Source organism: Kribbella sp. NPDC051770 (genome assembly GCF_040681455.1).
GTDB lineage: Bacteria > Actinomycetota > Actinomycetes > Propionibacteriales > Kribbellaceae > Kribbella.
The window spans coordinates 193,587-219,509 of record NZ_JBFAYT010000005.1 but is presented as its reverse complement, the minus strand read 5'-3'; the positions used below and the strand labels follow the sequence as shown (position 1 = coordinate 219,509).

Annotated in this window: 27 protein-coding genes; 10 read left to right on the top strand and 17 right to left on the bottom strand. The window is 71.1% G+C overall.

Features of this window, described 5'->3' with window-relative positions:
- Positions 1-66 precede the first annotated feature (66 nt).
- From AB0M01_RS18815 to thiO, 4 genes are all read right to left on the bottom strand, one after another.
- Positions 67-1,077: a LysM peptidoglycan-binding domain-containing protein gene (locus AB0M01_RS18815; RefSeq protein ID WP_363670999.1), complete on the bottom strand. Its 1,011-nt coding sequence runs from the start codon at positions 1,075-1,077 to the stop codon at positions 67-69.
- 208 nt (positions 1,078-1,285) lie between these two features.
- Entirely contained in the window at positions 1,286-2,062 is a 777-nt protein-coding gene (locus AB0M01_RS18810; protein ID WP_363670997.1) for a thiazole synthase, read from the bottom strand.
- A 9-nt stretch (positions 2,063-2,071) separates the two neighbouring features.
- On the bottom strand, positions 2,072-2,284 hold the full coding sequence (gene thiS, locus AB0M01_RS18805; protein ID WP_363670995.1) for a sulfur carrier protein ThiS: 213 nt from the start codon (positions 2,282-2,284) through the stop codon (positions 2,072-2,074).
- A complete protein-coding gene (gene thiO / locus AB0M01_RS18800; protein WP_363670993.1) occupies positions 2,281-3,468 on the bottom strand; it encodes a glycine oxidase ThiO in 1,188 nt (395 codons plus the stop codon). The genes thiS and thiO overlap by 4 nt, the downstream gene beginning before the upstream one ends.
- Before the next feature lie 43 nt (positions 3,469-3,511).
- Between thiO and thiE the strand changes: the two genes are divergently transcribed.
- From thiE to AB0M01_RS18785, 3 genes are read left to right on the top strand one after another with little or no spacing between them, the layout of a single operon-like run.
- On the top strand, positions 3,512-4,171 hold the full coding sequence (gene thiE, locus AB0M01_RS18795; protein ID WP_363670990.1) for a thiamine phosphate synthase: 660 nt from the start codon (positions 3,512-3,514) through the stop codon (positions 4,169-4,171).
- A gap of 16 nt (positions 4,172-4,187) precedes the next feature.
- Complete coding sequence (locus AB0M01_RS18790; RefSeq protein ID WP_363670988.1) at positions 4,188-4,616, top strand: ribonuclease domain-containing protein; 429 nt, start codon at positions 4,188-4,190, stop codon at positions 4,614-4,616.
- A complete protein-coding gene (locus AB0M01_RS18785) occupies positions 4,613-5,041 on the top strand; it encodes a barstar family protein (protein ID WP_363670986.1) in 429 nt (142 codons plus the stop codon). The genes AB0M01_RS18790 and AB0M01_RS18785 overlap by 4 nt, the downstream gene beginning before the upstream one ends.
- Here AB0M01_RS18785 and AB0M01_RS18780 read toward each other — a convergent pair.
- From AB0M01_RS18780 to AB0M01_RS18770, 3 genes are read right to left on the bottom strand one after another with little or no spacing between them, the layout of a single operon-like run.
- Complete coding sequence (locus AB0M01_RS18780; protein ID WP_363670984.1) at positions 5,038-5,742, bottom strand: DUF2071 domain-containing protein; 705 nt, start codon at positions 5,740-5,742, stop codon at positions 5,038-5,040. The two genes, AB0M01_RS18785 and AB0M01_RS18780, sit on opposite strands and share 4 nt — an antisense overlap.
- A gap of 9 nt (positions 5,743-5,751) precedes the next feature.
- Positions 5,752-6,090 (bottom strand): DUF4180 domain-containing protein, encoded by a 339-nt coding sequence (locus AB0M01_RS18775; RefSeq protein WP_363670982.1) that lies wholly within the window; start codon positions 6,088-6,090, stop codon positions 5,752-5,754.
- Complete coding sequence (locus AB0M01_RS18770) at positions 6,087-6,899, bottom strand: alpha/beta fold hydrolase (protein WP_363670980.1); 813 nt, start codon at positions 6,897-6,899, stop codon at positions 6,087-6,089. Before AB0M01_RS18770 ends, AB0M01_RS18775 begins: the two co-directional genes overlap by 4 nt.
- A gap of 61 nt (positions 6,900-6,960) precedes the next feature.
- Between AB0M01_RS18770 and AB0M01_RS18765 the strand changes: the two genes are divergently transcribed.
- The gene (locus tag AB0M01_RS18765) at positions 6,961-7,383 is read left to right on the top strand and encodes a helix-turn-helix domain-containing protein (RefSeq protein ID WP_363670978.1); all 423 of its coding nucleotides are present in this window, start codon (positions 6,961-6,963) and stop codon (positions 7,381-7,383) included.
- A 4-nt stretch (positions 7,384-7,387) separates the two neighbouring features.
- On the opposite strand, the gene AB0M01_RS18760 is transcribed toward AB0M01_RS18765, so the two are convergent.
- Complete coding sequence (locus AB0M01_RS18760; protein ID WP_363670976.1) at positions 7,388-8,458, bottom strand: polyprenyl synthetase family protein; 1,071 nt, start codon at positions 8,456-8,458, stop codon at positions 7,388-7,390.
- 55 nt (positions 8,459-8,513) lie between these two features.
- Between AB0M01_RS18760 and metF the strand changes: the two genes are divergently transcribed.
- On the top strand, positions 8,514-9,431 hold the full coding sequence (metF, locus tag AB0M01_RS18755; RefSeq protein ID WP_363670974.1) for a methylenetetrahydrofolate reductase [NAD(P)H]: 918 nt from the start codon (positions 8,514-8,516) through the stop codon (positions 9,429-9,431).
- A gap of 54 nt (positions 9,432-9,485) precedes the next feature.
- Complete coding sequence (locus AB0M01_RS18750; RefSeq protein ID WP_363670972.1) at positions 9,486-10,016, top strand: histidine phosphatase family protein; 531 nt, start codon at positions 9,486-9,488, stop codon at positions 10,014-10,016.
- Here AB0M01_RS18750 and AB0M01_RS18745 read toward each other — a convergent pair.
- The 6 genes from AB0M01_RS18745 to AB0M01_RS18720 all read right to left on the bottom strand — a co-directional run bounded on the left by AB0M01_RS18745 (position 9,995) and on the right by AB0M01_RS18720 (position 18,064).
- Positions 9,995-11,230 (bottom strand): MFS transporter, encoded by a 1,236-nt coding sequence (locus AB0M01_RS18745; protein WP_363670970.1) that lies wholly within the window; start codon positions 11,228-11,230, stop codon positions 9,995-9,997. The genes AB0M01_RS18750 and AB0M01_RS18745 overlap by 22 nt on opposite strands.
- A gap of 84 nt (positions 11,231-11,314) precedes the next feature.
- Positions 11,315-12,334, bottom strand: coding sequence for a LacI family DNA-binding transcriptional regulator (locus AB0M01_RS18740; RefSeq protein WP_363670968.1), 1,020 nt, complete (start codon positions 12,332-12,334; stop codon positions 11,315-11,317).
- A 24-nt stretch (positions 12,335-12,358) separates the two neighbouring features.
- On the bottom strand, positions 12,359-13,798 hold the full coding sequence (locus tag AB0M01_RS18735) for an alpha/beta hydrolase (RefSeq protein WP_363670966.1): 1,440 nt from the start codon (positions 13,796-13,798) through the stop codon (positions 12,359-12,361).
- A gap of 19 nt (positions 13,799-13,817) precedes the next feature.
- Positions 13,818-16,037, bottom strand: a complete 2,220-nt coding sequence (locus AB0M01_RS18730; RefSeq protein ID WP_363670964.1) for a UvrD-helicase domain-containing protein — start codon at positions 16,035-16,037, stop codon at positions 13,818-13,820.
- A gap of 108 nt (positions 16,038-16,145) precedes the next feature.
- Positions 16,146-17,453, bottom strand: a complete 1,308-nt coding sequence (locus AB0M01_RS18725; protein ID WP_363670962.1) for an NAD(P)/FAD-dependent oxidoreductase — start codon at positions 17,451-17,453, stop codon at positions 16,146-16,148.
- A complete protein-coding gene (locus AB0M01_RS18720) occupies positions 17,453-18,064 on the bottom strand; it encodes a DUF4126 domain-containing protein (protein ID WP_363670960.1) in 612 nt (203 codons plus the stop codon). Before AB0M01_RS18720 ends, AB0M01_RS18725 begins: the two co-directional genes overlap by 1 nt.
- 147 nt (positions 18,065-18,211) lie before the next feature.
- Between AB0M01_RS18720 and AB0M01_RS18715 the strand changes: the two genes are divergently transcribed.
- Both AB0M01_RS18715 and AB0M01_RS18710 read left to right on the top strand, forming a co-directional pair.
- Positions 18,212-20,125 carry a peptidoglycan recognition family protein gene (locus tag AB0M01_RS18715; protein WP_363670958.1) on the top strand — a complete coding sequence of 638 codons (1,914 nt, stop codon included), beginning with the start codon at positions 18,212-18,214 and terminating at the stop codon, positions 20,123-20,125.
- Between the two features lie 7 nt (positions 20,126-20,132).
- A complete protein-coding gene (locus AB0M01_RS18710; protein ID WP_363670956.1) occupies positions 20,133-20,858 on the top strand; it encodes a hypothetical protein in 726 nt (241 codons plus the stop codon).
- On the opposite strand, the gene AB0M01_RS18705 is transcribed toward AB0M01_RS18710, so the two are convergent.
- From AB0M01_RS18705 to AB0M01_RS18695, 3 genes are read right to left on the bottom strand one after another with little or no spacing between them, the layout of a single operon-like run.
- On the bottom strand, positions 20,855-21,325 hold the full coding sequence (locus AB0M01_RS18705) for a YbaK/EbsC family protein (protein WP_363670954.1): 471 nt from the start codon (positions 21,323-21,325) through the stop codon (positions 20,855-20,857). The two genes, AB0M01_RS18710 and AB0M01_RS18705, sit on opposite strands and share 4 nt — an antisense overlap.
- A gap of 10 nt (positions 21,326-21,335) precedes the next feature.
- Positions 21,336-22,361 carry a DUF4037 domain-containing protein gene (locus AB0M01_RS18700; protein WP_363670952.1) on the bottom strand — a complete coding sequence of 342 codons (1,026 nt, stop codon included), beginning with the start codon at positions 22,359-22,361 and terminating at the stop codon, positions 21,336-21,338.
- 37 nt (positions 22,362-22,398) lie between these two features.
- Positions 22,399-22,977 carry a DM13 domain-containing protein gene (locus AB0M01_RS18695; RefSeq protein ID WP_363670950.1) on the bottom strand — a complete coding sequence of 193 codons (579 nt, stop codon included), beginning with the start codon at positions 22,975-22,977 and terminating at the stop codon, positions 22,399-22,401.
- Positions 22,978-23,335: 358 nt separating this feature from the next.
- Between AB0M01_RS18695 and AB0M01_RS18690 the strand changes: the two genes are divergently transcribed.
- Positions 23,336-23,815 (top strand): DUF6504 family protein, encoded by a 480-nt coding sequence (locus tag AB0M01_RS18690; RefSeq protein WP_363670948.1) that lies wholly within the window; start codon positions 23,336-23,338, stop codon positions 23,813-23,815.
- 109 nt (positions 23,816-23,924) lie between these two features.
- The gene (locus AB0M01_RS18685; RefSeq protein WP_363670946.1) at positions 23,925-24,398 is read left to right on the top strand and encodes an SAV_6107 family HEPN domain-containing protein; all 474 of its coding nucleotides are present in this window, start codon (positions 23,925-23,927) and stop codon (positions 24,396-24,398) included.
- The last annotated feature ends 1,525 nt before the right edge of the window (positions 24,399-25,923 follow it).

Below are 25,923 nucleotides of genomic sequence, written 5' to 3'. Positions count from 1 at the left end.
GCAGCTTTACCGCCGCGCCGGGGCCGCTCTCCGTCACCCTCCGGAGCTGTCACTCCGGTGCCTGGATCAAGCGGGATTCCAGCCGCTCTCGAGGCGGGTCTTGATCTGCAGCACGCTCTTCACGTACTGCTTGGTGTCGGCGTACATGCCGTTACGCCGGACGCCGCCGAGACCCTGGTAGTAACCGGCGACCGCGATGTCGAGCTTGGCCGCGCCGGTCAGCATCTCCAGCAGGACGACGCCCGCCGTGATGTTGTCCTGCGGCTTCAGCAGGTCGAGCTTGCGGCCGACGATGCCCGAGGCGTACCGCCCGGTGGACGGGATCACCTGCATCGCGCCGACCGCGTTGGCCGGTGAGACGACTCGCTGCTTCCAGCCCGACTCCTGCCACGAGATCGCCAGCGCGAGCTCCGGGTCGACGCCGTACCGCTTCGAGGTGGCGATGATCATCGACCGGATCTGCGCGCGGTTCGGCAGCTTGCGGTTCTTCAGCGTGGCCCGGTTCCGGTCGGCGGCGTCGACGATGTGGTCGGCGTACTTGCGGCCGGCGAAGGTGTCGTTGCGCTTCTTCTTCGGCGGCGTTGCCTTCGGCACCGGAACCGGGACCAGGATCGCCTTGCCGACGAAGATCTTGTCGGTGCGCTTCATCCCGTTCACCGACAGCAGGTAGGCCTGGGTGACGTGGTACCGGCGAGCGATCCCGCCGATCGTGTCACCGCGCTTCACGACGTACTTGACCCGGCCGCGGCCGGCCGTCGTCTCGCGCGGGGCCTGCTTGGGCTGACCGGGGAGCTGGAGCACCTCGCCGGCGTAGATCGCGTTGCCGTTACCGGGCAGCTCGTTGAGGGCGACCAGGGTCTTGACGGTGGTCCCGTACCGGGCCGCGATGTGACTCAGCGTGTCGCCCTGCTTGACCTTGTACTGGCCGAGCCCGGGCGATCCGGCGGTGATCACGCCGGCCGCGATCAGCGGCACCGCGATCCCGGTGAGGACCTTGACGACGGTACGCCGCCGGCTGCGCGGTGCGGGCTGGACGTCGTGCTCGGGCTCCGGCGCCGTTGCGCTCGTGTTGGTCATCATCCATCTCCCCGTGTCAACGTCCCTTGACCGTAAGTGGTGGTGCTGATGTGACAACAGGGACGGACGGGGCACGGGTTACGGCTGTTACGCAATGTTTACAGTTGACGCCTGAACTACATGGATGTGGTTCACAATCGACGCGCCGGTTGGGGTTTGCCGACAGGCCGATGCCCCCGGCAACTGGTGCCGGGGGCATCGACTTCGGCTACAGCGCGGCCCGGCCCTCGAGCGGCGACGAGGCCTGGGCGGCGTGGTACCGGCGCGGGATCCGGCCGGCCCGCAGCGCGTTCCGCCCGGCGGTCACCGCGTCGCGCATCGCGGCGGCCATCAGGGCCGGCCGCTCGGCCCGGGTGACGGCGGTCGCCAGTAGCACAGCGTCACAACCGAGCTCCATCGCGAGCGTCGCGTCGGACGCCGTACCGATCCCGGCGTCGAGCACGACCGGGACGTTCGCGGCCTCGACGATCATGCTGATGTTGTGCGGGTTGCGGATCCCGAGCCCGGAGCCGATCGGGGAACCGAGCGGCATCACCGCCGCACAGCCGACCTGCTCCAGGCGGCGGGCCAGGATCGGGTCGTCGTTGGTGTAGGCGAAGACCTGGAACCCGTCCGCCGCAAGGGTTTCCGCGGCGTCGAGCAGCTCGACCGGGTCCGGCAGCAGGGTGTGGTCGTCGGCAACGACCTCCAGCTTCACCAGGTCGGTCTCCAGCGCCTCGCGGGCTAGCCGCGCGGTCAGCACGGCCTCACCGGCGGTGAAGCAGCCCGCGGTGTTCGGCAGGACGGCGATGTCGTGCTTGCGCAGGACGTCGAGCACTGAACCCTGCTGGCTCGGGTCGAGCCGCCGCAGCGCGACCGTGGTCAGCTGCGTGCCCGACGCGATCAGCGCTTCTTCCAGGACTTCGAGGCTCGGCGCACCGCCGGTCCCCATCACCAACCGGGACGTGAACTCGAGCCCGGCAATCACCAGAGTGTCGTCGCTCATCTTGTCTCCTCAACCGCCCTGGACCGCGGTGACGATCTCCACCCGGTCGCCCTCGGTCAGCGTCGTTCCGGACCACTCGGTCTTGGTGACCACCGCTTCGTTGACGGCCACCGCGACCCCGATCGGGCTGCGGGCCCAGCGGTCCACCACGTCGGCGACGGTCGTCCCGGCGTCGATCTGCTCGGCGGAGCCGTTCACCAGCACGTTCATGACCTCACTCACCCCATCACCTTAGGCACTGCAGCGGCGGCGCCGTGCGCCTGGTCGCCCCGTGAGAACCGACTGGCCAGGAACGGCTCGGCCAGCTCCGGCAGTACGCCGGTCCGAACGGTCTCCGCGATCACCTGCGCGGTGATCGGCGTCAGCAGTACGCCGTTGCGGTAGTGGCCGGTCGCCCACAGCAGCCCGTCGAGCCCTGACGCGCCCAGGACGGGGGCGTTGTCGGGCGTCGCGGGCCGCAGCCCGGCGACGGACTCGACCAGCTCCAGCTCGTCGGTGATCGGCAGGACCATCCGCGCGTCCCGCAGCAGCGCGAACACGCCCCCGGCCAGGACCCTGGTGTCGTAGCCCAGCTCGGAGGTCGTGGCGCCGACGACCAGTTCGCCGTCGGGTCGGGGGACCAGGTAGACGGAGAAGCCGCGGGCGGTCGCTCGTACGGTGTGCTGGAGAGCGGGGCGGTACGCCTCGGGGACGCGGAGGCGGAGGATCTCGCCCTTCAGCGGCCGGACCGGCGGGCGGAGCTCGTCGGGGATGCCGTTCAGCTGCGCGGTCCAGGGACCGGCGGCGGCGATGATCTGGTCGGCGCGGAGGGGGTCGCCGTTGTCGAGCTCGACACCAACAGCCTTCGAGCCTTCGCACAGTATCCGGCTTACAGACCGCTTTATCAGCCGCACACCGGACAGCTCGACCGCACGCAGCAGGGCGGCGACGGTCTGCCGGTTGTTGACCGAGTGGTCGTTGGGCACCCAGACCCCTGCGGTGACGCCCGCGGCCAGCAGGGGTTCGCGTTTGCGGGTCTCGCGGCCGGTCAGCTCCTCGACGTCCAGGCCGAGCCGGCGCTGGTACTCGGCGAGGCGGCGGATCGCGGCCGCGTCGTCGGCGTCGTACGCGACCGAGAGCGTGCCGGTCTTGTGCAGCCCGGCCGGGAGACCGGTCGCAGCCTCCAGCTCCTCCGCGAACGCCGGCCAGGCGGCGTTGCTGGCCAGGTTGAGCGCGAGCAGCGCGTCCTCGCCGTACTCGACCTCGGTGACCGGGGCCAGCATCCCGGCCGCGACCGAAGATGTCCGAATGCCGGGTGTCGGATCACATACCGTCACCTGGATACCGTCTGCAGCCAACCGCCAGGCGGTGGACAGACCGATCAGTCCGCCGCCGATCAGCACGACCCCGGACCCTGAATCTGTCATGGAGCTAACAGTACGACGGTATACACATGGCACGCTTAGCCTTGTGACTGAGCACACCGCGCCACTTCGCGACCGACTCGACGCCGCCCTGCTCTACCTGTGCACCGACGCCAGAGCGCAGCAGGGCGACCTCGAACAGTTCCTCGACGCCGCGCTGAGCGGTGGGGTCGACATCGTCCAGCTGCGCCAGAAGGACCTGGAGGCGGCCGACGAGCTGGCCGCGCTGGAGGTCTTCGCCGACGCCTGCAAGCGGCACGGCAAGCTGCTCGCCGTCAACGACCGCGCCGACATCGCGTACGCCGCCGGCGCCGACGTCCTGCATCTGGGCCAGCGCGACCTGCCGGTACCGCACGCCCGCGCGATCACCGGCCCGGAGGTGATCGTCGGCCGCTCCACGCACACCTTCAGCCAGGTCAACGCCGCCGTCACCGAGTCCGGCTCGGACTACTTCTGCGTCGGCCCGACCTGGGAGACCCCGACCAAGCCGGGCCGGACTGCGGCCGGGCTCGAACTGGTCTCGTACGCCGCCAGCCGTCAGCAGACCAAGCCGTGGTTCGCGATCGGCGGCATCGACCTGGAGCGGCTCGACGAGGTGATCGAGGCGGGGGCGCGCCGGGTGGTCGTCGTACGGGCGATCACGCAGGCCGACGACCCGGCCGCCGCGGCCGGCGAGTTCGTCCGGCGGCTGCGGAGCGCGGGATGACCCGGAGCGCGCGCTGATGAACAACCCGAAGGTCGCGCGGATCGTCGCGGCGGTGGTGGTCGCGATGCTGGTGATCACGCTGGCCGCGTCGCTGTTCGGGTGCGGTGCGTCGGGCTCCTCGGCGTCCGGTTCGAAGGATCCGGAGAGCGGGCTGACCTTCGTCGCCGCCGCCGACCTGCCCAAGGAGGCCCGGGACACGCTCGCGCTGATCGACAAGGGCGGGCCGTTCCCGTACAGCCGTGACGGCGTCACCTTCGGGAACTTCGAGAAGATCCTGCCCAAGCAGGATCGTGGGTACTACCGCGAGTACACGGTGAAGACGCCCGGGGAGAAGGACCGCGGCGCGCGCCGGATCGTGACCGGGAAGGGCGGTGAGCGTTATTACACCGACGATCACTACGAGTCGTTCCGCCGGGTCGCGGCGGACGGGGGGACCGACGGATGACTGACCTGCGCGCTTTGCTGGACGCCGGACTGCGGCCGGGGGTGTACCGCTGGCGCTCCGCGCTCGACGCCGCGCAGATCGGGCGCGGCGTCCGGACGGCGGGCTGGGGCTTCGTGCTGCTCGACACGACGCGGGTGCTCGACAAGGCCGGGTTCCTCGACGTCTGCGCGACGGCGTTCGACCTGCCGCGCTGGTTCGGGCGGAACTGGGACGCCCTGGCCGACTCGCTGAGCGACCGCTCGACCGGCGAGCCGGAGATCGTGCTCTGGGACGGCTGGCGCCAGCTGCTCGACCACGACCACGACACGGTCGACGTCGCGCTGCAGATCTTCGCCGAGGACGCCACCGAGTCGGGCCAGCTGCGAGTGCTCCTGCGCGAGGCCGAGGATGTGCCGGACCTGGTCAGCGACCTGCCGATCGTCTAGGGCGTCCGTCTGGGGAGGCCGAAGTACGAGCGGACGCCTGAGCTGTGTGCGACGTGGTCCGGTGGGCGTGTGCTCAGGTCGCGCAGGCCGACCGACGTGAGCAGGCTGCCGGCCTCCAGGTCGAGCAGCTCGGCCGATCGGAGCTCCCACGCGGGGTGCTCGTTCGGCAGGTACCAGGTCCGGCCGGCGCGCTGGGTGTGGAGTCCCCAGCGCGCGGTGAGGAAGTGTTCGAGGTCGCCGGGCTCCATCGCGGCGCCGACGCGAGCGGTGATGCGGCTGGAGAAGCCGGCGGCTTGGGTCGTGTAGGTGTGGGTTTGGTCGCGTACGTCGTACTGCATCCTCGCGAAGCGGTAGGGGAGGGCGAAGACCGTGCGCGCGATCGCGACGACGTCGCGGCGGTTGGCGTCGAGCGACAGGAAGACGACGCCGCGGCGGCCGGTCGAGTCGATCGAGTAGAGCCGGATGTTGGTCTCCAGGAAATCGCCGACCAGCGCCGGACCCCGCGCGAACCCGGTGCGGGCCATCCGGAACGGCACCAGCCCGACGTACGCGCGGCCCTCGAAGGTGTCCGGCCGCGTGCCGGGCGGGTAGAAGCGGGCGATCGACTCCGGCTCGACCGCCCAGTGCACGAACGTCAGGTCCAGCCACGACTGCCGCAGGATCCGCGGCCGGGGCAGCGGTGGTGCGTCAGCGGAGATCATGGTCGCAATCTAGCGCCCGGTCTCCCGCCGCTTCGTCGCTAGCGCCTCGACGTCCGCGACGAACCACAGCTGCCACCCGCGGTTGCTCTCCCGCACCCAGTCGCGGAACGGCGTACTGCTTGCCTCGTACGCCGAGACGTCGCCGACCACCGCCAGCCCCATCCCGTACTGCGCGAACTTCTGCACGATCTCCCCGGCCACCCCGCTGCTCAGCACGAAGAACGCCGCCGGCAGGTCCTCGACCCGGATCGCGACCCACGACGCCTGATGGTGGTACGACGCGTCGCCGATCAGGTCGATCGCGTCCTGCAGCGTGCCCAACGGCTGCTGGTTCACGAACACGCTCATCGCAGGAACTCCAGCACCCGCTCGGCCTGCGACGGCAGCAGGTGCCCGGCGCCCTCGACGACCACCGACCGCCCGGGCAGCCGTCGTGCCGTACCGGCCGAGTCGAGCATGTGGTCCTTGCTCCCGACGATCGCCAGCAGGTCGAGCTTCTCCAGCTGCTCGTCGGTGAAGACCGGCAGCTTCACCCGCCGCGGCTCGAAGTGCGTCTGCACGAGCAGCTGGAACGCGGCCTTGTCCCAGTCGAACCCGGCCGGCAGCGGTCCAATCACCATCGAGACGGCCTTGCGCACTCCCCAGGTCCCGAACGGCCGCACCGCCAGCGCGGGCAGCAGCGGCAGGATCTTCTGGCGGCTGAACCCGGCGGGTGCGAGGAGCGTCATCTTCAGGACTCGCCCCGGCCGACGGGTCGCGTAGTCGAGCGCGAACCAGGCACCGAGCGACAGCGCGACGATCGAGAACTCGTCGATGTCGAGCGCGTCGAGCACGTCGTCCAGCCATTCGGCGTACGCCGGGGAGCCGATCGCCGGGCGCGGCGACGCGCTCAGGCCGGGCTCGCTGATGCCGTCGATCGCGTGCACGCGGAAGTGCTCGGCCCAGGCCGGTACGTCGTACGCCCAGTCGAGCGTCGTACCGGCGGAGCCGTGCAGGAGGACCAGCGGGGGCGCCTCGGCCGGGCCGCTGGACACGACGAAGGTCGGGCCCTGCCGGGTGTCGACGAAGCGTTGGTCGCTGGGAACCGGCCAGTCCGCCAGCTCGGCGCGGTAGCGCTCGTGCACGATGGACTGGCCGACGGAGGATCGGTAGGTCATGTACCTAAACTACCCTATGAGTACCTATTGCGGACTTTATAGGGAATTCTAAGGAATCGAGATGCGCCAGGAGTTGTACTCGGTCGAGCAGGTCGCCGAGCAGTTGGGGCTGCACGTGCGGACGATCCGCAACTACGTGCGCGACGGCAAGCTGAAGGCGACCCGGATCGGCAAGCAGTACCGGATCACCCGCGAGGACCTCGAGGAGTTCACCGGGACGCCGGTCGCCGCGGCGACCGGTCAGATCGCGTCCCGGCACGCCGAGGTGTCGAGCATCGTCCAGATCGAGGGCGTCGACCGGCCCGCGGCCGACCGGATCTCGACGTACGTGACCGCGTCGATCAACCAGGGCGGCATCGGCCGGCTCCGGGTCGAGGTCGCCTACGACGAGAGTCGCGGCGTCCTGAAGGTGATCGTGCTCGGCGACCTCGACGTGACCGCCGACCTGCTGCGGCTGATCGACATGATCGTCACGACGTCGTAGCCGCTCAGAGGTGCCGGGACGTCGCCGCGATCGCGAGGTCGGCGAGCGCCTTGCGGGAGGTCTCGTCCTGGATGGGGGAGCGGTCGAGGGCTTCCATCGCCTCGGCCGTGCGCTCGCTGATCAGGTCTTCGCAGGCCTGCACCGACCGGCTGTCCTGGAGGATCTCGCGGAGCAGCTGGATCTCGTCGTCGTCCAGGTCCGGCCGCCCGAACAGCCGCTCGAACTCGGCCAGCTGCACCGGCGACGCGTGGTCGACCGCGTGCGCGACCAGCACGGTCCGCTTGCCCTCGCGCAGATCGTCCCCGGCCGGCTTGCCGGTGACGGTCGGGTCGCCGAACACCCCGAGCAGGTCGTCGCGCAGCTGGAACGCCTCACCCAGCGGCAGCCCGTACGCCGACAGCGAGTCGATCAGGTGCTGGTCCGCGCCACCGAGCGCGGCGCCCACGTGCAGCGGCCGCTCGACCGTGTACGTCGCCGCCTTGTACCGCAGTACGCGCAGAGCGAGATCGAGGTCGGACTTGCCACTGGCCTGCGCGACCAGGTCGAGGTACTGACCCGCCGTCACCTCGACCCGGACCGCGTCGAAGAACTTCGACGCCCGGGCCAGCGAGGCCGCGTCGAAACCGGAGGTGTGCAGCATCTCGTCGGCCCAGATCAGGCACAGGTCGCCGAGCAGGATCGCGGCGCCGATCCCGAAGCTGACCGGGTCGCCGCCGACACCGCTGGCCTCGGCCCGGGCCCGCTGCAGCGCCTCGAACCGCTTGTGCGCGGCCGGTGCGCCGCGGCGGGTGTCGGAGGAGTCCATCACGTCGTCGTGCACCAGAGCGCTGACGTGCAGCATCTCCAGGCTCGCGGCGGCGGACAGGATCGGCCGCTCCGGGTCACCGCCGGCGGCCCGGAAGCCCCAGTAGCAGAACGACGGCCGCAGCCGCTTGCCGCCACTGGTCGCGTCCCGCGCGGCCTGGACCTGCTCGGCCAGCTCGGGGCCGAGCTCGGCCAGCCGCTGCTCCTGGATGTCGAGGAACGCGGTCAGCGTGCGCTGGATCTCGGTCGGGATGTCTGCGTCGGCATGCACGTCTCGGAGGGTAGTCCAGCGCCTGCGTGACGCCACGCCCCGGTAGGCTTGGAGGATGGCCAACGGTTACCCCTCGACGCTTCCCGGCAGCACGCCGACGATCCGCGAACTGCTCGCGACGGGCGCCCGTTCCTTCTCGTTCGAGTTCTTCCCACCGAAGACTCCGGAGGCGGAAGAGGTGCTGTGGCGTTCGATCCGGGAGATCGAGAAGCTGCGGCCGTCGTTCGTCTCGATCACGTACGGCGCCGGCGGTACGACCCGTGACGGCACGATCCGGGTCACCGAGCGGGTCGCGCAGGACACGTCGCTGACGCCGCTGGGCCATTTGACCGCGGTCGCGCACTCGCGCGACGAACTGCGCTCGGTGATCGGCGCGTACGCCGGTGCCGGCATCCGGAACGTGCTGGCGCTGCGTGGCGATCCCCAGGGCGGCCCGCGGCAGCCGTGGGTGGCGCACCCGGAGGGTCTGAACCACGCGATCGAGCTGGTCGAGCTGGTCCGGTCGCTGGGCGACTTCTGCGTCGGCGTCGCGGCGTTCCCGGACAAGCACCCCGAGGCCGCCGACCTCGACTTCGACGCGCGAGTGCTGGCCGAGAAGGCGAAGGCGGGCGCGGACTACGCGATCACGCAGATGTTCTTCGGCGCCGACGACTACTTCCGGCTGGTGGAGCGGGCTGCTGCTCTGGGCTGTGACATTCCGATCCTGCCCGGCATCATGCCGGTGACGAACATCAAGCAGATCCACCGGATGGCCGAGCTGACCGGTATGGCGCTGCCGTCGTCGGTCACCGACCGGCTGCACGCGGTCGAGGACGAGCCGGCCGATGTCCGCGCGGTCGGCATCGAGATCGCCAGCGAGCTGTGCGAGAAGCTCCTCGACGGTGGTGCGCCGGGCATCCACTTCATCACGTTGAACCGCTCGACCGCGACCCGCCAGGTCTTCCTGAACCTCCAGGGCACGACGGTCAGCTGACACGGGCGCTCCGGCTGGCTGACCGCGCCCGCCCCGCCGGGCTAGGGTTTGCAGATGGCTGACCCGAGTGACCTGGTGATCGACCGCACGCTGGTACTCCTGCGGCACGCGAAGGCCGTCCCGCCGGAGACCATGTCCGACATCGACCGCCCCCTGGCCCCCCGAGGCCGCGCCGACGCCGCCGCGGCCGGCCGGTACTTGGTTGCCCAAGGCATCGAAGCCGACCTGGTCCTGTGCTCCCCGTCGATCCGCACCAAGGAAACCTGGGAGTACGCCGCCCAGGCCGGCGCCACCACCACCGACCTCTGGTACGACCGCCGCATCTACAACGCCGACACCGACGGCCTCCTCGACGTCGTCCAGGAGGCCCTCCCGGAAGCCCGCACGGTCGTCCTCATCGGCCACGCCCCCGGCATCCCCTGGCTGGCCGACGAACTCGCCCTGGCCGGCACCAGCCCCGAACGCGTCGAGCTCACCAAGAAGTACCCCACCAGCGGCCTGACGATCCTCCACCACACGTCCGCCTGGTCCGACCTGTCCCCGGACGACTGCGACCTGGTCTCCTACGTCATCCCACGGGGCTGAGCAGCGGATCGGCTCATCAGGGCCAGGCCGAGGGTGGCCAGGAGGGTGAAGGTTGCTGGGAAGAGGAAGACGTGGGGGAGGCCGACTACTGCGGCGCCGAGGCCGCCGGTGGCTCCGCCGAGGGCTGAGCTGATGGCGGTGGAGCTGAGGAAGATCGCTGAGGCGGTGGCGACGGCGCCGGGGAGGAGGTTTTGGGCGACGATGATGCCGAGGGCCGCGAAGATGCCCCAGACCCCGCCCATCAGGGCTTGGCCGGCGAAGAGGCCGGCGGCGGTGCCGGTGAGGGCGAAGCAGAGGTTCGCTCCGACGCCGAACGCGGCGCCTAGGACCATCAGGCGCAGCATGCCGATCCGGCGGGCGACGACGACGGCCAGGGGCATCAGGGCCAGTTCGACCAGCGGCTGGATACCGATGACGGCGCCGCTGAGTCCGGCGGGGAAGTGCAGTTCGTCGGCCATGTAGATCGGTAGGTAGGCGTACTTGATCGACTCGCCGGCGTACACGAGGACATAGAGGCCGGTGAACGTGAGCAGGGGGAGCATCGCCGGGAGACTCGGGCGGTGGTGCGGTTCGGCCGGCTGGTCGGGCGACGAGGCGGCCGGCGTCTGGAGGAAGCCGAGTGGGACGATCTGCGCGAGCGTGGCGACCGCCGTCGCGAACAGCATCACCCGGAGCGAGGTGTGGGCGGCCAGGAAGGCGCCCGCGACCGGGCCGACTACCCAGCCCGCGGTCAGTGCCATCCGGATGATCGAGACGACGCTGTCGTCGTACGGCGTCGGATGCGCCCGGGTCTCGTCGTGGATAGCGGCGAACAGCTGCGAGATCGCGGCGCCGCCGAACGCGCCGACCACGGCGCTGATCACGAACGGCATCCACAGCTGGGTGGAGAACGCGACGGCGGTCCAGCTGAGGAAGCCGACGACGGCGCAGATCCGGAACAGCCCGAGGCGGCTGCCGGTGCGGTCGGAGCGGGCGCCGACGAGGTAGCCGGCGATCGGCGCGGTGAGGTTCGTCAGGTAGAACAGGCCGGCGACCGTCAGGGAGGCGCCGAGGTCCTTGACGAGGAACGAGGCGATCTGCGGCGCGGCGGCGGAGAAGCCGAGGCCGGAGAGGAACATCGCGAGCGTGGCGCCGCGGTAGAGCGGAGTGCGCGCGGTGAGCCGGAGCGCGGAGACCTCGGCAGCAGTGGCCGGAGCCGATTCGGGCAGCGTCATGGGGAGCCTCCGCGTGGTCATGGGCACGTGCGGCTCGAACCGTAGAGGCGAGAGCGCTTTCAGGACCAGCAACGCGGGGAGAGGTCAGCCGCGTTCCGTCGTACTGCCGCGCAGGACCAGCTCGACCGGGAAGCGCTCGCGATGACCGGCGCGGACCGAGTCGGTCAGCAGCAACCGGGTCGCCGCCGCGGCCATGTCCTCGACGGGCATCCGCACGGTGCTGAGCGGCGGGTTCGAGCAGACCGCGGCGATGCTGTCGTCGAAGCCGATCACGCTCACGTCGTACGGGACGCTGCGGCCGGTCTCGGTGATCGCCTGGACGGCTCCCGCGGCGGTCAGGTCGCAGGCCACGAACAGGGCGTCGAGGTCGGGATACCGCTCGAGCAGTTCGTGCGCGGCGCGGTGGCCGGCCTCGCGAGTGAACCCACCGGCGGCGCTGAGGTCGTCGAGCCCGAGCTCCGCGACGGCCCTCAGGTATCCCGCGCGGCGGTCGACACCGCACGAGACGTCAGCTGGACCAGGGATCTCGGCGATCCGCCGGCGGCCGAGCCGGTGCAGGTACTTCACCGCGGCGTACGCGCCGTCCAGGTTCTCGGCCTCGATCGCCGCTACGGATCTCGCGGTCGCGACCAGCGACACGACCCGGCGGCACTGTTGCTGCAACCGTACGGCGAGGGCCGGCGAGCCGTCGGCGAGGACGATGCCGACCGACGCACGCTGTGCGATCCGGTCAACCGTCTCCTCGGAGGCGTCCGGAGTCACCGCGTGCACGCGCAGTTGCACGTCGCGGCCGGCGAGCGCGCCCATGACGCCGGCCAGCACGCGGCTGTAGTACGGATGCGTGCCGAGCTGGCCGACACCGGCCGGGTCGGGGGTCGCCGCGACGACGTCGACGGCGGACTGCCGGCCCCGAGCCAGCGCGCGGGCGGTCTCGTCCGGCACGTAGCCCAGCTCGGCGATGACGTCACGGACGCGCTGCCGCACCGCGCCGGTCACGCCCGGCACGTCGTTCACCACCCGGGAGACGGTCGCCCGCGAAACTCCTGCTGCTCGCGCGATGTCGTCGAGCGTCGGCTTCACGTTGCCTGCCTCCCTGAATGCCACGGATCAGCAGACCGTACAACCCCGTCACTCCGCCGGGGCAGGTGCCGGGCACATCCCGTCGGGTGGGAGCTCGCCGGTGAGCAGGTACTGCTCGGCACGCTTGTCGATGCACGGGTTCTTCTGGAACAGGTACGACGCGTGGTTGCCGCCGCCGTCGACCAGCAGCCGTGAGCCGTTCAGGGCCTGGCGCATGCGGAGGGCGCCGATCGCGGGGGTGGCCGCGTCGGTCTTGCCCTGGAGCAGCAGGATCGGGGGGACTTCGACGGAGCCGATCCGGATCTCGCGGGCCGGGCCGACCGGCCAGAACGCGCAGGGCGCGCCGTACCAGGTGTTGAGCCAGGCGAAGAGGGGAGCGGAGGCGTTGGAGGCGGCGGTGTCGTTGTGCCACTGGCGCCAGTTGCGGGGCCAGCCGCGGTCCATGCAGTTGTAGGCGAGCTGGCCGACGTCGACCGACTGGGACGCGAGCTGATCGGTTGCTGCAAGCAAGGATTCCGGGTTGCCGGAGCGGTAGTCGGCGACGGCTTGCATGATGCCGTCCCAGGAGTCGTCGATGTACATGCTGGAGGCAAGCAGATCGTCCAGCTCGGCGCTGCCGGCGCGGCCGCCCGCGGGCTTGGCCGACAACTTCCGGTGTACTTCGTCGAAGGCGTTGGCGACCGCGAGCCGGGTCTTGCCGAGGTGGTACTTGCTGTCCCGCACGGCCGTCCACGTGAACAGCGCCTGCGCGCGCTTCTGCAGCGCCGGATTCTGTTCGTACGCCGTCCGGTAGGTGCTGACCATCGGGTCGACGACGCTGTCCAGGATCATCCGCCCGGTGTGCTGCGGGAACAGCGTCGCGTACGTCGCCCCGAGCTTGGTGCCGTACGAGTAGCCGAGGTAGTCGATCTTTTCGCGGCCGAGTGCGATCCGGATCCGGTCCATGTCGCGGGCGGCGTTCTCGGTGGTGATGTACGGCAGCAGGTTCTTGGCCTTGTCGCCGCAGCGCGCCGCGACCTGCTGGGCCAGCGAGATCCGCTTCTGCTCCTGCGCGGCGTTCGCCGGCCGGTAGGGGAGTGCCGGGTGCGGAGTCAGGTCCGACAGGTCACCGCAGTCGACGGGACTGCTGAGCCCGACGCCGCGCGGATCGAAGCTGAACACGGCGTACTGCTCGGCCACCGCTTCGGGAAGGTTCGCGGAGACCATCTGCTCGGTCCCGAGCCCCGACGCTCCCGGGCCGCCCGGGTTGACCAGCATGAAGTGCTTCGCGCTCAGGCTGCCGATCGCCGACAGCGTCAGCGTGATCTGCTGCCCGGCCGGCTTCGCGTAGTCCAGTGGCACCTGAAGCTTGCTACAGGCAACTTGTCGCGGGACGCCCTCGGGACACTCACCCCACTTCAGCGTCGTCGCGGTCGCCGGGCCGGACAGCCCGGCGACCAGTGCGGTCAGAGACGCAACAGTGACGACGATCGCCACGGCCTTCTTCAAGCGCCCGACTACCTTCCGTTCAGGAGGCGCGGGCGGGCAGCCAGTGGGTGGTGCTGTTGACGGTGATCATCCGCTGGGTGGCACGCGTGAGTACGACGTACAACGCGCGGACACCCCCGAGGGTATCGCTCACGATCCGGTCCGGTTCGACCACCACCACCGCGTCGTACTCGAGACCCTTGGACTCCAGCGGGGTGAGCGCCGCGATCCGGGGATCGTTGAGCTCGGCAAGGACCGCGTCGACGGCCGGGCGCAGCTTCGGAGGGACGATGACGCCGACCGTGCCCTCGACCAGGTCGAGCAGTTCGGCGGCCGCGTCGGCCGAGGCCTCGGCGACCTTGCCGGCGTCGAAGATCCGGTGCTCCGGCTCGACACCAGTACGCCGTACGGCGTCCGGTAGGTCGGCGTCCGGGATCTGTTGCCGAATCACCTCACCGGCGAACGCGTAGATCTCGGCGGAGTTCCGGTAGTTGGTGGACAGCCGGAACGTGTGCCGCTGCAGGTGCGACAGCATCGTCTCCATCGCGGTCCGGGCCTCGTCCGGGTCCGGCCAGGAGCTCTGCGCCGGGTCGCCGACGATCGTCCAGCTCGCCTGCGGTCCGCGCCGGGTGACCATCCGCCACTGCATCGGCGACAGGTCCTGGGCCTCGTCGACGAGCACGTGCGCGTACTCCTCGGGCTCGTCGGCCTCGGCCGCCGCGATCGCGCGGGCGCGCCGCTCCGACGTGGTGAGCACCTCGTTGACGCCGTCCGACAGGCCTTCCAGCCAGTCGAACTCCTCGTCCTTGCCCGCCTCGGCGACCGGCGCGCGGCCGAGCAGGTGGGTGAGCTCGTCGAGCAGCGCGACGTCGGCGACGGTGATCTCGTCGGTGCCGGCGATCCCGGCCGCGAGGGTCTCGATCTCGGCCGGGGTCAGGTCGTGCCGCGCCCAGCGGGTCAGCCGGCGCGCGTCGCCGAGCCAGCGCAGCACGGTCTGCGGCGTCAGCACCGGCCACCAGGCCGCGAAGAACGTCCGGTACGCCGGGAGGTCGGTGACCTGGTCGCCGAACGACTCGCGGTCGGCGTACAGGCCGTTGCGCAGGTCCTCGGGGAAGCGGCTCCACAGCGCGGCGACGAGTCCCTTGCGGGCCTCGGACGCGGCGCGGTTGCGCGGAGTACGGCGCAGCGCGTTGCGGCGGACGTTGTCGAGCTGGTTCGCGTCCAGCTCGATGGTGCCGCCGCCGACGAACACGCGCAGCGTGGTCGGGGCGTTCGGCACCCGGTCCCGGGCCGCCCGCGAGAGCAGCCCCTGCATCCGCAGCGAGCCCTTGATCGCGGCCACGTCGGCCTCGTCGATCGCTGTCGCCCGGACGCCGTCGACGAGCTCGCCGACCGCGCGCAGGGAGACCGTGTTCTCGCCGAGGCTCGGCAGCACCCGCTCGATGTAGGCCATGAACGCCGCCGACGGCCCGACCACGAGCACGCCGCCGCGCTCGAAGCGGCGCCGGTCGGAGTACAGCAGGTACGCCGCCCGGTGCAGCGCGACGACGGTCTTGCCGGTCCCCGGCCCGCCGCCGATCACGGTGACGCCGCGAGCAGGAGCCCGGATCGCCTGGTCCTGCTCGGCCTGGATGGTCGCCACGATGTCGCGCATCGTGTGCCCACGGGCCCGCGACAGCGACGCCATCAGCGCACCCTCGCCCATCACCGGCAGGTCCTCCGGCGCGCGGTCGGGGGCCAGCAGGTCGTCCTCGATGCCGATGATCTTGGCGCCCTTGTTGCGCAGCACGCGGCGCCGGACCACCTTCAGCCGGTCGGTCGAGGTGGCGCGGTAGAACGGCTCGGCGGCCGGGGCGCGCCAGTCGATCACCAGCGGTTCGTACTCGGCGTCGCGGACGCCGATCCGGCCGACGTACAGGTGCTCCAGGTCGGCCGCGCGCTCGGCGGCCGGCTGGTCGTCGCCGCCGTCGGAGTCGAGCCGGCCGAACACCAGGCCCTCGTGCTCGGCGTCCAGCTCGGCGATCCGCCGGGCCGCCGCGAAGACCAGGACGTCGCGCTCGTACAGCCCGGTCTGCTCCTCCTCGCGGACCCGGCCGACGTTCTGCGCCTGGGCCCGCTGGTGACCCTCGACCGCGATCCGGGACGCCGACGCCGAAGCAGCCTCGACCCGGTCGTAGACCCGGTCGACGTGCTGTTGCTCGGCCTCCAGCTCAGCCCTCTCGACCGACTCGGGATCGGGTGACGTGGGGGTTTGGTCCACCGGGGTCCTCTCTACTGCCGGGGCAGCTACCCCCGACACGGAACACATGAACGATCAATCTTAGTGCGCGGATCCGGACGACCCCAGGGGAGGTCTCAGGTTGCCTGATCACGCCTTACCGACGGCGTCGGCGACGATGGCCGCGCCGAGCGTCGTCGCCGCTACGCCGCCGCCCGGGTGGGCGCCCGCGCCGACGCAGTACAGGCCCTTGACCGGCGACACGTTCCCGGCTCGCCGGGCGGCGGTCTTGTAGCCCTCCCAGGCGACACCGGTCCACCAGGAGGCGGACGTCTGGCGGCTGACCACCTTGTCCCGGATGTGCAGCCCGCGGGCGACCAGCAGGTCCACCACGTCGTCGGTGGGGTAGCCGTGCACCAGCACCGACCAGGCGGTGTGCCCGGCGGGAGCTGTACCGCCGGTACGAACCGTGACAGTCGGCGTACCGTGCAGGACGGTCTCGAACGGCAGCTCCGGCACTGGTCCACGCAGACCGAGGTGTACGACGTACGCCGCCTGCGCCTGGTGGGTCTTCTCGACCTGCTTGCGCAGCTTCTTCGCAGCCGGGTCGCTGACCAGCTGGGTGTAGAGGACGCGCGGGTCGACGTCGCTGACCACCACCTCCGCCGGGAGCTCGCTGCCGTCGGCCAGCCGCACTCCGGTCACCACACCGTTGTTGCTGGACACTGCTGCGACCTCAGCGTCGGTGCGGACGTCGATCTTGCGCTCGACTGCCCGCTGGGCCAGCGCGTCGGCCACAGCGGCGAAGCCGCCCGCTACCGTCCAGCGGCCGAACGTGCGCTCCAGGTACGACCAGACGCCGACGTACCCGGGTGTGAGGCGCGCCTCCGACCCCTGCTGCGTGGCGTAGTACCGCAGTACGGCGCGCGCCCGGTCGTCGTCCAGGTGCCGCTCGGCGACGCGGTCCAGCGACTGCCACGGCTTCAGTCCGCGGATCGCAGGCAGCGGCAGCCGGTCCATCAGCGGCGGCTCCAGCGAGGTCTTGCGGAGGATCTGCCAGGTCTCGCCGTAGCCGTCGACCAGACCGGTCCAGGCCTGGGCAGTCTTCTCACCGGCCAGGTCGGTCCAGGTCTCCAGCTGGGCCGCGCGGTCGCCGACCGGGAGGTCCAGCACCGAGCCGTCGCCGAACAGGTGCCGGCGCGGGGTGGTCACCGGGTCGAGCTGGACCAGGCTCTCGATCGGGCGGCCGGACTTGCGGAACAGGTCGCGCAGCGCGGCCGGCAACGTCGTACTGGCGGCTCCGGCGTCCCAGCTGAAGCCGTCGGCTTCGACGCGGCCGAGTGCACCCCCGAGACGGTCCTCGGCCTCGCAGACGGTGACCTGGTGGCCGAGCTTGGCCAGACGGACGGCAGTGGCGAGACCGGCGAGGCCGGCCCCGATGACGATCACGCGGGACATCAGAGGGTGCTGCTCCCAGTCGCTGGATTCGTACGGCGTTCGCGCCAGGCCCGGAACCTGGCCAGCCCGCGGCGGATCGCGCGCAGGGCGAGGTAGACACCGATCAGGCCGATCACCAGCAGCACCGCGGCGACGATCAGCGCGGCGGTCGGGTGGAAGGCGGCCAGCGACACGACGCCGAGCACGGCGACGTCCTCCCCGGAGGAGGCGGCGATGTTGGTGACGGGCTCGGGCGAGGTGTTGATCGCCAGCCGCAGGCTCGACTTCACCAGGTGCGAGACCAGGGCGACGACGCCGCCGGTGGTCGCGACGAAGGCCTGCTCGAGGCTGCTGGCCTGACCGGCCATCAGGGCGGCGATGATCGCGCCGACCGTGGGCCGGATGACGGTCGAGATGGTGTCCCAGGCGGAGTCGACGTACGGGATCTTGTCGGTGACGAACTCGACCAGGAACAGCGCGCCGGCCGCGATCAGCACGCCGTTGGAGGTCAGCGCGGTCGGGACGTCGTCGACGTCGGCGAAGCGGCCGAGCAGCCCGAGGACGAGCACGCAGGCGTAGGCGTTGATCCCGCTCGCCCAGCCCGACGTGAAGGCCAACGGCAACGCTTCCATACAGTGGCTCCGAACTCGGTCGCGGTCAGTAACGAACCTTGTGCCGCGAGTTTTGGTAAACCGTTGACATCTGCAGGGCCCGGACCCAGAGTGAACAGGTTGCCGGTCTGCGTGACCGCCCAGCCTTCCAGATCAGGGAGCACGAACATGCGTCGTCGTCCGAAGATACTCGCCTCACTGGCCGCGCTGGCGCTGCCTGTCGCCGCGCTCGGCGTGTCGACCAGCGGCCCTCCGGCCGCCGCGTCCACACCGGCTCCGGGCCTGGCTGCCGCGTTCCAGTCGGCCGCGCAGCAGTACGGCGTACCGGAGCCGGTCCTGCTGGCCGTTTCGTACGCCGAGACCCGGTGGGACGACCACCAGGGCGCGTCGAGCACGTCCGGCGGCTACGGGCCGATGCACCTGACCGCTGCCGACCCCAGTGCACTGGTGGAGCGCTCGGCCGGGCAGAAACTCGCCAAGGGTGACTCGCTGCGCACGCTGTACACCGCCTCCGACCTGACCGGGCTGGACCCGGCGGCACTGCGCAACGACGCCGCTGCCAACGTGGCAGGCGGTGCTGCGGTGCTGGCGTCGTACCAGAAGGCGCTGGGGCTTCCGGTGGGTGCTGCTACGTCTCCTGCTGAGTGGTACGCCGCTGTGGCGTCTTACTCCGGCGCCACGAACAAGGTGGGCGCGTCCGCGTTCGCTGACGACGTCTACGCGGTCCTCGCCCGGGGCGCTTCCAGGACGACCAACGTCGGGCAGCAGGTGTCGATGCCGGCCGTCGCCGCCGCGCCTGAGCGCGGCCAGCTCTCCCGCCTGAAGCTGGCCGCCGGTGCGAAGGACTCGGCCGGGGTCGAGTGCCCGGCGGGGCTGGCCTGCGAGTCGCTGCCGGCGCCGTACGCCAAGACCGGGGACGCGGCGACCGACTACGGCAACCACGACCTGGCCAACCGGCCGAAGACCGGCAAGATCGACTACATCGTCATCCACGACACCGAGGGCGGCTGGCAGGGCACGCTCAACCTGGTGCAGGACCCGACGTACGTGAGCTGGCAGTACACGATGCGCTCGTCGGACGGGCACACCTGGCAGCACGTGAAGGCCGACGACGTCGCCTGGCACGCCGGCAACTGGTACGTGAACATGCACAGCATCGGGATCGAGCACGAGGGCTTCGCGGCCCAGGGCGCGACCTGGTACACCGAGGCGCTCTACCGGAACTCGGCGCGGCTGGTGAAGTACCTGGCGAAGAAGAACAACATTCCGCTGGATCGCGCGCACATCATCGGGCACGACCAGGTGCCGGGGACGATCCCGTCGACGGTCGCCGGGATGCACTGGGACCCGGGACCGTACTGGGACTGGGAGCACTACTTCGACCTGCTCGGCGCGCCGATCTACGGGCACAAGATCTTCCCCGTCCGGGCCGGATCGATCGTCACCGTGAAGCCTGGTTTCGCCTCCAACGTGCAGGTCGTGACCGACTGCACCGGAGCCGGTACGACGTGCGCGCCGCAGGGCACGAACTTCGTCTACCTGCGCCAGGCGCCGGACGACGCGGCGCCGCTGGTCAAGGACCTCGGGCTGCGGCCGGGCTCCTCGGCGTCGACGACGCAGGTCTCCGACATCGGCGCGCGGGCAGCTGCTGGTTCGCAGTACGTCGTCGCGCAGCGCTCCGGCGACTGGGTGGCGGTCTGGTACCTGGGCGCGCTGGCCTGGTTCAAGAGCCCGGCGTCGGCGCCGGACGCGTTCGCCAAGCCGGGCCTCGTGGTGAAGCCGAAGGCGGGCAAGACGTCGGTGCCGGTCTACGGGCGCGCGTACCCGGAGCAGGCGGCGTACCCGGCGGGCATCCCGTACCAGACGGTGACGCCGCTGCAGTACTCGATCCTCGCGGGCCAGGCCTACCCGGTCGGCGATGCGAACATCGAGACCGACTACTACCGGGCGACGACGTTCGACGGGCAGCCGCCGACGGATCACGTGCAGGTGCTCGGGAAGGACCGGTACTACCAGATCTGGTTCGGGCACCGGATGGCGTACGTGCGGGCCGCGGACGTGGATCTGCGTCCGGCGATCTGATCTCCTGATGACCGACGAAGCCGTTCAGCAGTTGCTGGACGGCTTCGTCGCGTCCACCGCGTTGTTGCCGGCTCAGGCGGTCTGGGTGCACGGCTCCCTTGCCCTCGGCGATTTCGTCGCGTCGCGGAGCGACCTCGACCTGGTCTGTGTCACCTCGGGCCCGGTCGAACCCGCCGCCGTCAAGGCGATCCACCGGCCGCTGACCTCACCGGTGGGGCGCCGCCTGCACTGCACGTACGTTCCTGCCGACTCACTCGCCGACGCCAGGCTCCGGCACCCGACGTTCGCGCAGGAGCGCTATTTCACCCGCCCGGTTTCGCCGGTGGCCCGCCGCGAACTCTCGCTCGGTGACCTCTCGCTCTTCGGGCCTGTTCCCTCGTCGTTGCTCCCAGCAACGACCGACGAGGAGCTGGCGGCCTTCGTCCGGCGCGACCTGCTCACCTTCTGGCAGCCGGTCACCCGTAAGCGCCGTCCGTGGCTCCGGGATATCTGGGTCGATCTCGCGATGGTCACGCTCGCTCGCGCCGAGACGACGTTGCGCACCGGCACGCTGATCACCAAGCAGGCTGCGCTCCAGCGCCTGCCTGCCTTGGGTGCTCCGGCCGCCGTGGTTCAGGACATCCACCATCGCCGGTACGGCGGCGCCGTTGACCGGTCGCTCAGCTGGCGTTTGCACCGGGCTGATCTGACGCGGCGGTTTCTGCGGTCGGCGATTCCGGCTGCCTGCGGTTAGTTGACGACGACCGGCGTCCCCTGCGTGACGCGCAGCAGTTCGTCGTACGTCGTCGGGAAGATCGAGTGCGGGATGCCGCCCGCGGCCCACACCTCGCCGTACTGCTCGAGCGCGGTGTCGACCAGCGTCCGCACCGGCGCCGGGTGCCCGACCGGTGCAACGCCGCCGATCGCCTGCCCGGTGTGTTGCCTGACGAACTCCGGCGTGGCCCGCTTGAGCTTGGTCAGCCCGAGCTCGGCGGCCAGCTTGGCGGTGTCGACGCGGTGCGCGCCGGAGGTGAGGATCAGCACCGGCGTACCGTCGCCGTCGAAGATCAGGCTGTTGGCGATCGCGCCGACCTCGCAGCCGAGCTCCGCCGCGGCAGCAGCCGCGGTGGGGACCGCCTCGTCGAGGATGCGGATCTCGCCGGTCGCCCCGGCCGCCGCCAGGGCGTCGGCGACGCGCTGGACGTTGGGATGAGTGCTCACGTTCGCGACCCTACTGCTCGTAGATGTGCCGCAGCCGCCGGTAGGCGGCCGGGTTGCTCAACAGGTCGGTGTTGTCCGCGAACTGGTCGACCGAGCCGACCAGCGGGAGGCTGCGGAGGTTCTCGTCCTTCACCTGGTTGAGGCAGGCGTCGACGAAGCGCTCTGCTCCGAGCACCATGGCCGGGCGCTCGTGGAACTGCCGGGCGGTGGTATCTACCTGGTCGGTGACCCCCAGCGCGTTGTGCCTGCGGGCCACCACCTCATATGCGGTAACCAGCGCTGTCTCCCTGTCCTCCTGCTGTGGCGCCCCGACCGCCTTGGCCAGCACCTCGTCCAGTTCGTCCGTGCCGCCCAGCCGGCTGTATGCCGTACCGAACCACTTGGAGTAGGGCGCATATTTGCGTTCCTGCAGCAGCGCCAGCCGCATCACGTCCCGCACCAGCCGCGCCGTCAGCACCCGGGAGCCGAGCTCGTCACCCACCTCGAACGTGCGCTGGACGAACGGCTCCTCCTGTGCGATCCGCGACCACTGGCAGGCCAGCATCCACAGCCACACGTCTTGCGGGTACCAGGCGAGTGCGTCGCGCACTGGTCGCAGCCGGCCGTCGTCGGCGTACAGGGGGCCTGCGACGATGCCCAGCAGCTTCTGCTGCGGGGTGACCAACCAGTCCGGCGTACTGATCTCTTGGCTCGCGTCGAAGCCCAGCAGGTCGATCAGCCAGTCAGCGACGGTCGTCACGGTGATGTGGTGGATCGGCTGCTGGGTGTCCCACCCGAAGCGCACCGGGTGCCCCTGGTACTCATCCGGGAGGCTCTGCTCGACCAGTGCCTTCACCTGGTCGACCTGGTCGGCGTCGACGAACACCTGCAGCCGCGGGCCCCACCCGTGGTCCATCGACCGGGCGGTGTCGTAGCCGAGCACGTCGGAGCCCCAGCCGAGCAGGCCGGCGGCGTACGGCGTACTGGTGAGCAGGGGGCGGACCACGTCGTCGTGGAAGCTCCGGCTGAGGTCGCGCGCGGAGGTGAAGGCCGTCATGCGTCCCGAGCCTAGGAGGCGAAACCCCTGTGCTGCATCAGGTTTTCAGCTCGGCGGCGCCGAACGAGACATTGAACCGGTTGCACCAGATCGAGACGCTGCTGAAGTCGGTGAGGTCGACGTCGTCGGGGATGACGTAGTTCTGGCTGCCCTGGTTGCCTTTGAGCTGGCCAAGACTCGTTGCCTTGCCGTCGTCGAACACGTGCCAGCCGGCCTTGCCCTCGACAACCTTCGCGTCGCTCAGCCAGACCTCGAGGTCGGGGCCGTCCGAGGTTCTGAGGTTCTCCAGGCGCAGGATCCGGCGGCCGTCGGTGAGCCGGACGATCGCGACGGTGCCGGTCGTGTCGTGCTCGTGGGTGATGAAGGTGCCCCGGCCGAGGGCCGTGGGAGTGCTCGGCGTGCTGCTGCTCGGTCGCTCGCCGGAAATTGTCGGTGGCGCCTTGGAGGATGGGGGCATGAGAGACGGAGCAGTGCTCGGAACGGCGCCTGGCAGCGCCTCGTCCACGACCGTGTCGGTGAACAACCGCCACGGCTGGAAGAGCGGCAACGCCACCGCCGCGACGACCGCTGCTCCGGCGACCAGGCTGATGCCGATCGCCTTGCGGTGGGACCTCATCGACGTTCTCGCTCTCGCTCGACCGGTGGGGAGTGGTGCCCCGGGAGGGGTGGCTCCAGTCTGGCCGGGCGCGGCGCCGAGCGGGACGCGCCGGGGCTTACGGCCCGTTGACGGTTGTCGGCGGGCGAGGCTACGCTGTGAGTGTTCGAACAGATGTTCGATTGCCTCGGACCCGGGTTCGTCGGGAGCCCGCAGCGCGGCGATCGGCACAGCTGCTCGGCTCCGGTGCGGAGTTGCGGCCGCATCGGTGACCGGCGGACCCGGTGGGCCGGGCGCCGTGGTGGACCTCGACCCCCACCCGGCGCCCACCCACCGGGCCGCTACCCGGCCGAAGACGTTGGCGCACAGGAGGCGATGGATGATGTGGGAGTTCGACGAAGCCGTTGAGGTGCGTTCCGGCGTCGTGGACGGCATCGAGTCCCCGGAACAGTTCCTCTGGCACGGCCGCCTCTGGCTGGTCTGCGCGATCCGGTCCCACCACACCGAGACCGCCGCCTGGTGGGAGCGCGGCATCATCGGTCAAGGCGTCGGCGCAACGTCCGCTCCCCACGACCACTTCACGGCCCCGCTCAGCTCTGTCGCCCACAGCTCTACGACCCGTGGCGCCACGGCCCCTGGCTCCTCTGCCCGCGGCTCCGCTGCAGCGGCCGGCTCCACGCCCGGCTCGACCTCACCCAGCTCCGCCGCCGTCGGCGTCCTCGACGCCGACTGGGGCCCGCGCCGCACGGTCTTCCGCGTGGAAGCCGGCGCCGGCCGCCACGCCCCGCGCGAGCTCTTCGACCTCGCCCACGACCCCAACTCCGGCCGCTGGCAACTCGAACGGGTGAGCGCCGCATGACCCTGTCCCGCCTGATCCGCCTGACCAGCACCGAGCCGGCCCTCGACCAGGGGCAGCCGCCCAACCCCCGCACCACGAACTCCGACGATGTCGAAAGGGTGAGTCACCGATGACCGTCTCACCGGTGTCCCCGGCCGCCGCCAGCTCGGCGACCCGAGACCTCTCCCGCGCCCGCGCCGCCCTGGCCGAGGCCCGCGACACCAGCGACCACCTGATCCGGTACTCCACCGCCCACGTGGCAGCCCTCCGCCTGGCCGCCGCGGTCCTCGCCGTCCGAGCCCGCCCGGTCCGCTCCGGCCCCCGCCGCCGCGTCCAGCGCAACGCCTGGGTCCTCCTGTCCGAAGTAGCCCCCGAGTTCACCGAATGGGCCACCTTCTTCGCCGCCGGAGCCGCCCAACGAGCCGCCGCCGAAGCAGGCCTGGAACGAGCCGTCACCACCCGCGAGGCCGACGACCTGATCCGAGAGGTCGAAACCTTCTACACCCTCGTAGAAGAAAGCCTCCACATCACCACCCAGGCCCCCCTCCCCAAGTACTCCGACCCCCAGTCAGTCCTGGCCCAACCCTGGATGCAAGCCAGCTGACCCGACCCGGCTTGTGGCGAGGCCCCCCGTTCCTCCCCACAAGCCGCCCAACCGGGCGGCCTCATCACCCGCCCCCGAAGGACCCCGGCCCGCCAATCCACCGGGGTCCTTCGCACGCCCGGGCGCCGGCATCGGCCCGTACTCCCTACGCGACGGCCCACCTTCGGCCCAGCGCGCCTCTCCCGCAGGATCCCGCTACGCGACGGCCCACCCTCGGCCCAGCTCACCCCTCCCGCGGCATCCCTTCGGCTCTCGCCACCTGCCCACCCGGCCCGCGGCCGCTTTCGGTTTCCCTCGCCACCGCCCCATCCGGCGCGCGGCACCCGTCTGACCTCATCCCTCGCCGCACCGCCTGGCCGCGCGCCTGCGGCCGCGCTGCCTGCGGTTCGCTCCCGCTCACCGTCCCCGCGGGCCGCCTGCCGTTCGCGCCGCTCGCCGTCCCCGCGGGCCGCCTGCCGTTCGCGCCGCTCGCCGTCCCCGTAGGCCGCCTGCCGTTCGCGCCGCTCGCCGTCCCCGTAGGCCGCCTCGCCGCACCGCCTGCTTCGCCACACTCTCCGGCCACGGCTCACCCCGCATGCCTCGCGCACTCGCCGGCCTCGGCTCACTCGCCGCATCACCTGGACTTGCCCATTCGCCACTCTGTCCTCCGCCATCGACGTACCGCTCGCCATGCGCGATCGCTCGCCGTGTGCCGCCTCGCCTCACCCAGCGTGCTGCTTGGCGTTGATGCCATCGGCCGCTCGCGACCGCCGGCCCGCTCGCCGTCCCGCGCATCGGCCGGCCGCATGCGACAGCCGCACCACCTGACGTAACACCACCCGCCGTACCGCCTGCCGTGCGCGCCCGACGCCTCCGTTTGCCGTCCCCACGTGCCGGCCTCGCGCCATTCGCCCGACCGCCCAGCCTCGCACCATGGGCCGTTCCGCATGCCGCACGCCACCCGCCTCGCCGCCTGGTCACCCCACCTGCCTCGCGCGACCGGCCTGCAGCAGCTCGCCGTCGGCGGCTCGGCATCAACCGTTCCACCTGCCCGCCACGCCGGACCCGTTGGCCCCGCGGCATCCGCCGTACTCCCTGGCGTTCGCGTCCGTTCGCCGTCCTCGTACTCGTACGCCGTCCCGCCGCCAGTACGCCGGCCTCACCTGACCTTCTGTACCGCTTAGGCCCAGGCCATCCACCTCACGGCCCTGCCTCGCGCCATCGGCCGTACCGCGTGCCTCACGCCATCCGCCTTGCGGCTTGGTCACCGCACCGGCGTCGCGCGACGGAGGCAGCTGCCATCCGCGTCGCGGCACCCTGCCGGACGCTAGGCCTCGCAGCACGCCGCCGTACCGCCCGCCGATCCGCTTGGCCTCGCAGCGGCCGCCGTACGGGCTGTGCTGTGCGACTGATGCGCCTGTACGCCGTCCTCGTGCGCCGACCTAACCCACCTGCCGCACCCGCCCGGCCCTCGTCCTCCGCGCACCGCGGCCTCGCTCGATCCGCCTCGCTGCCTGGTCACCGCACCCGCCTCGTGTGGCCGGCG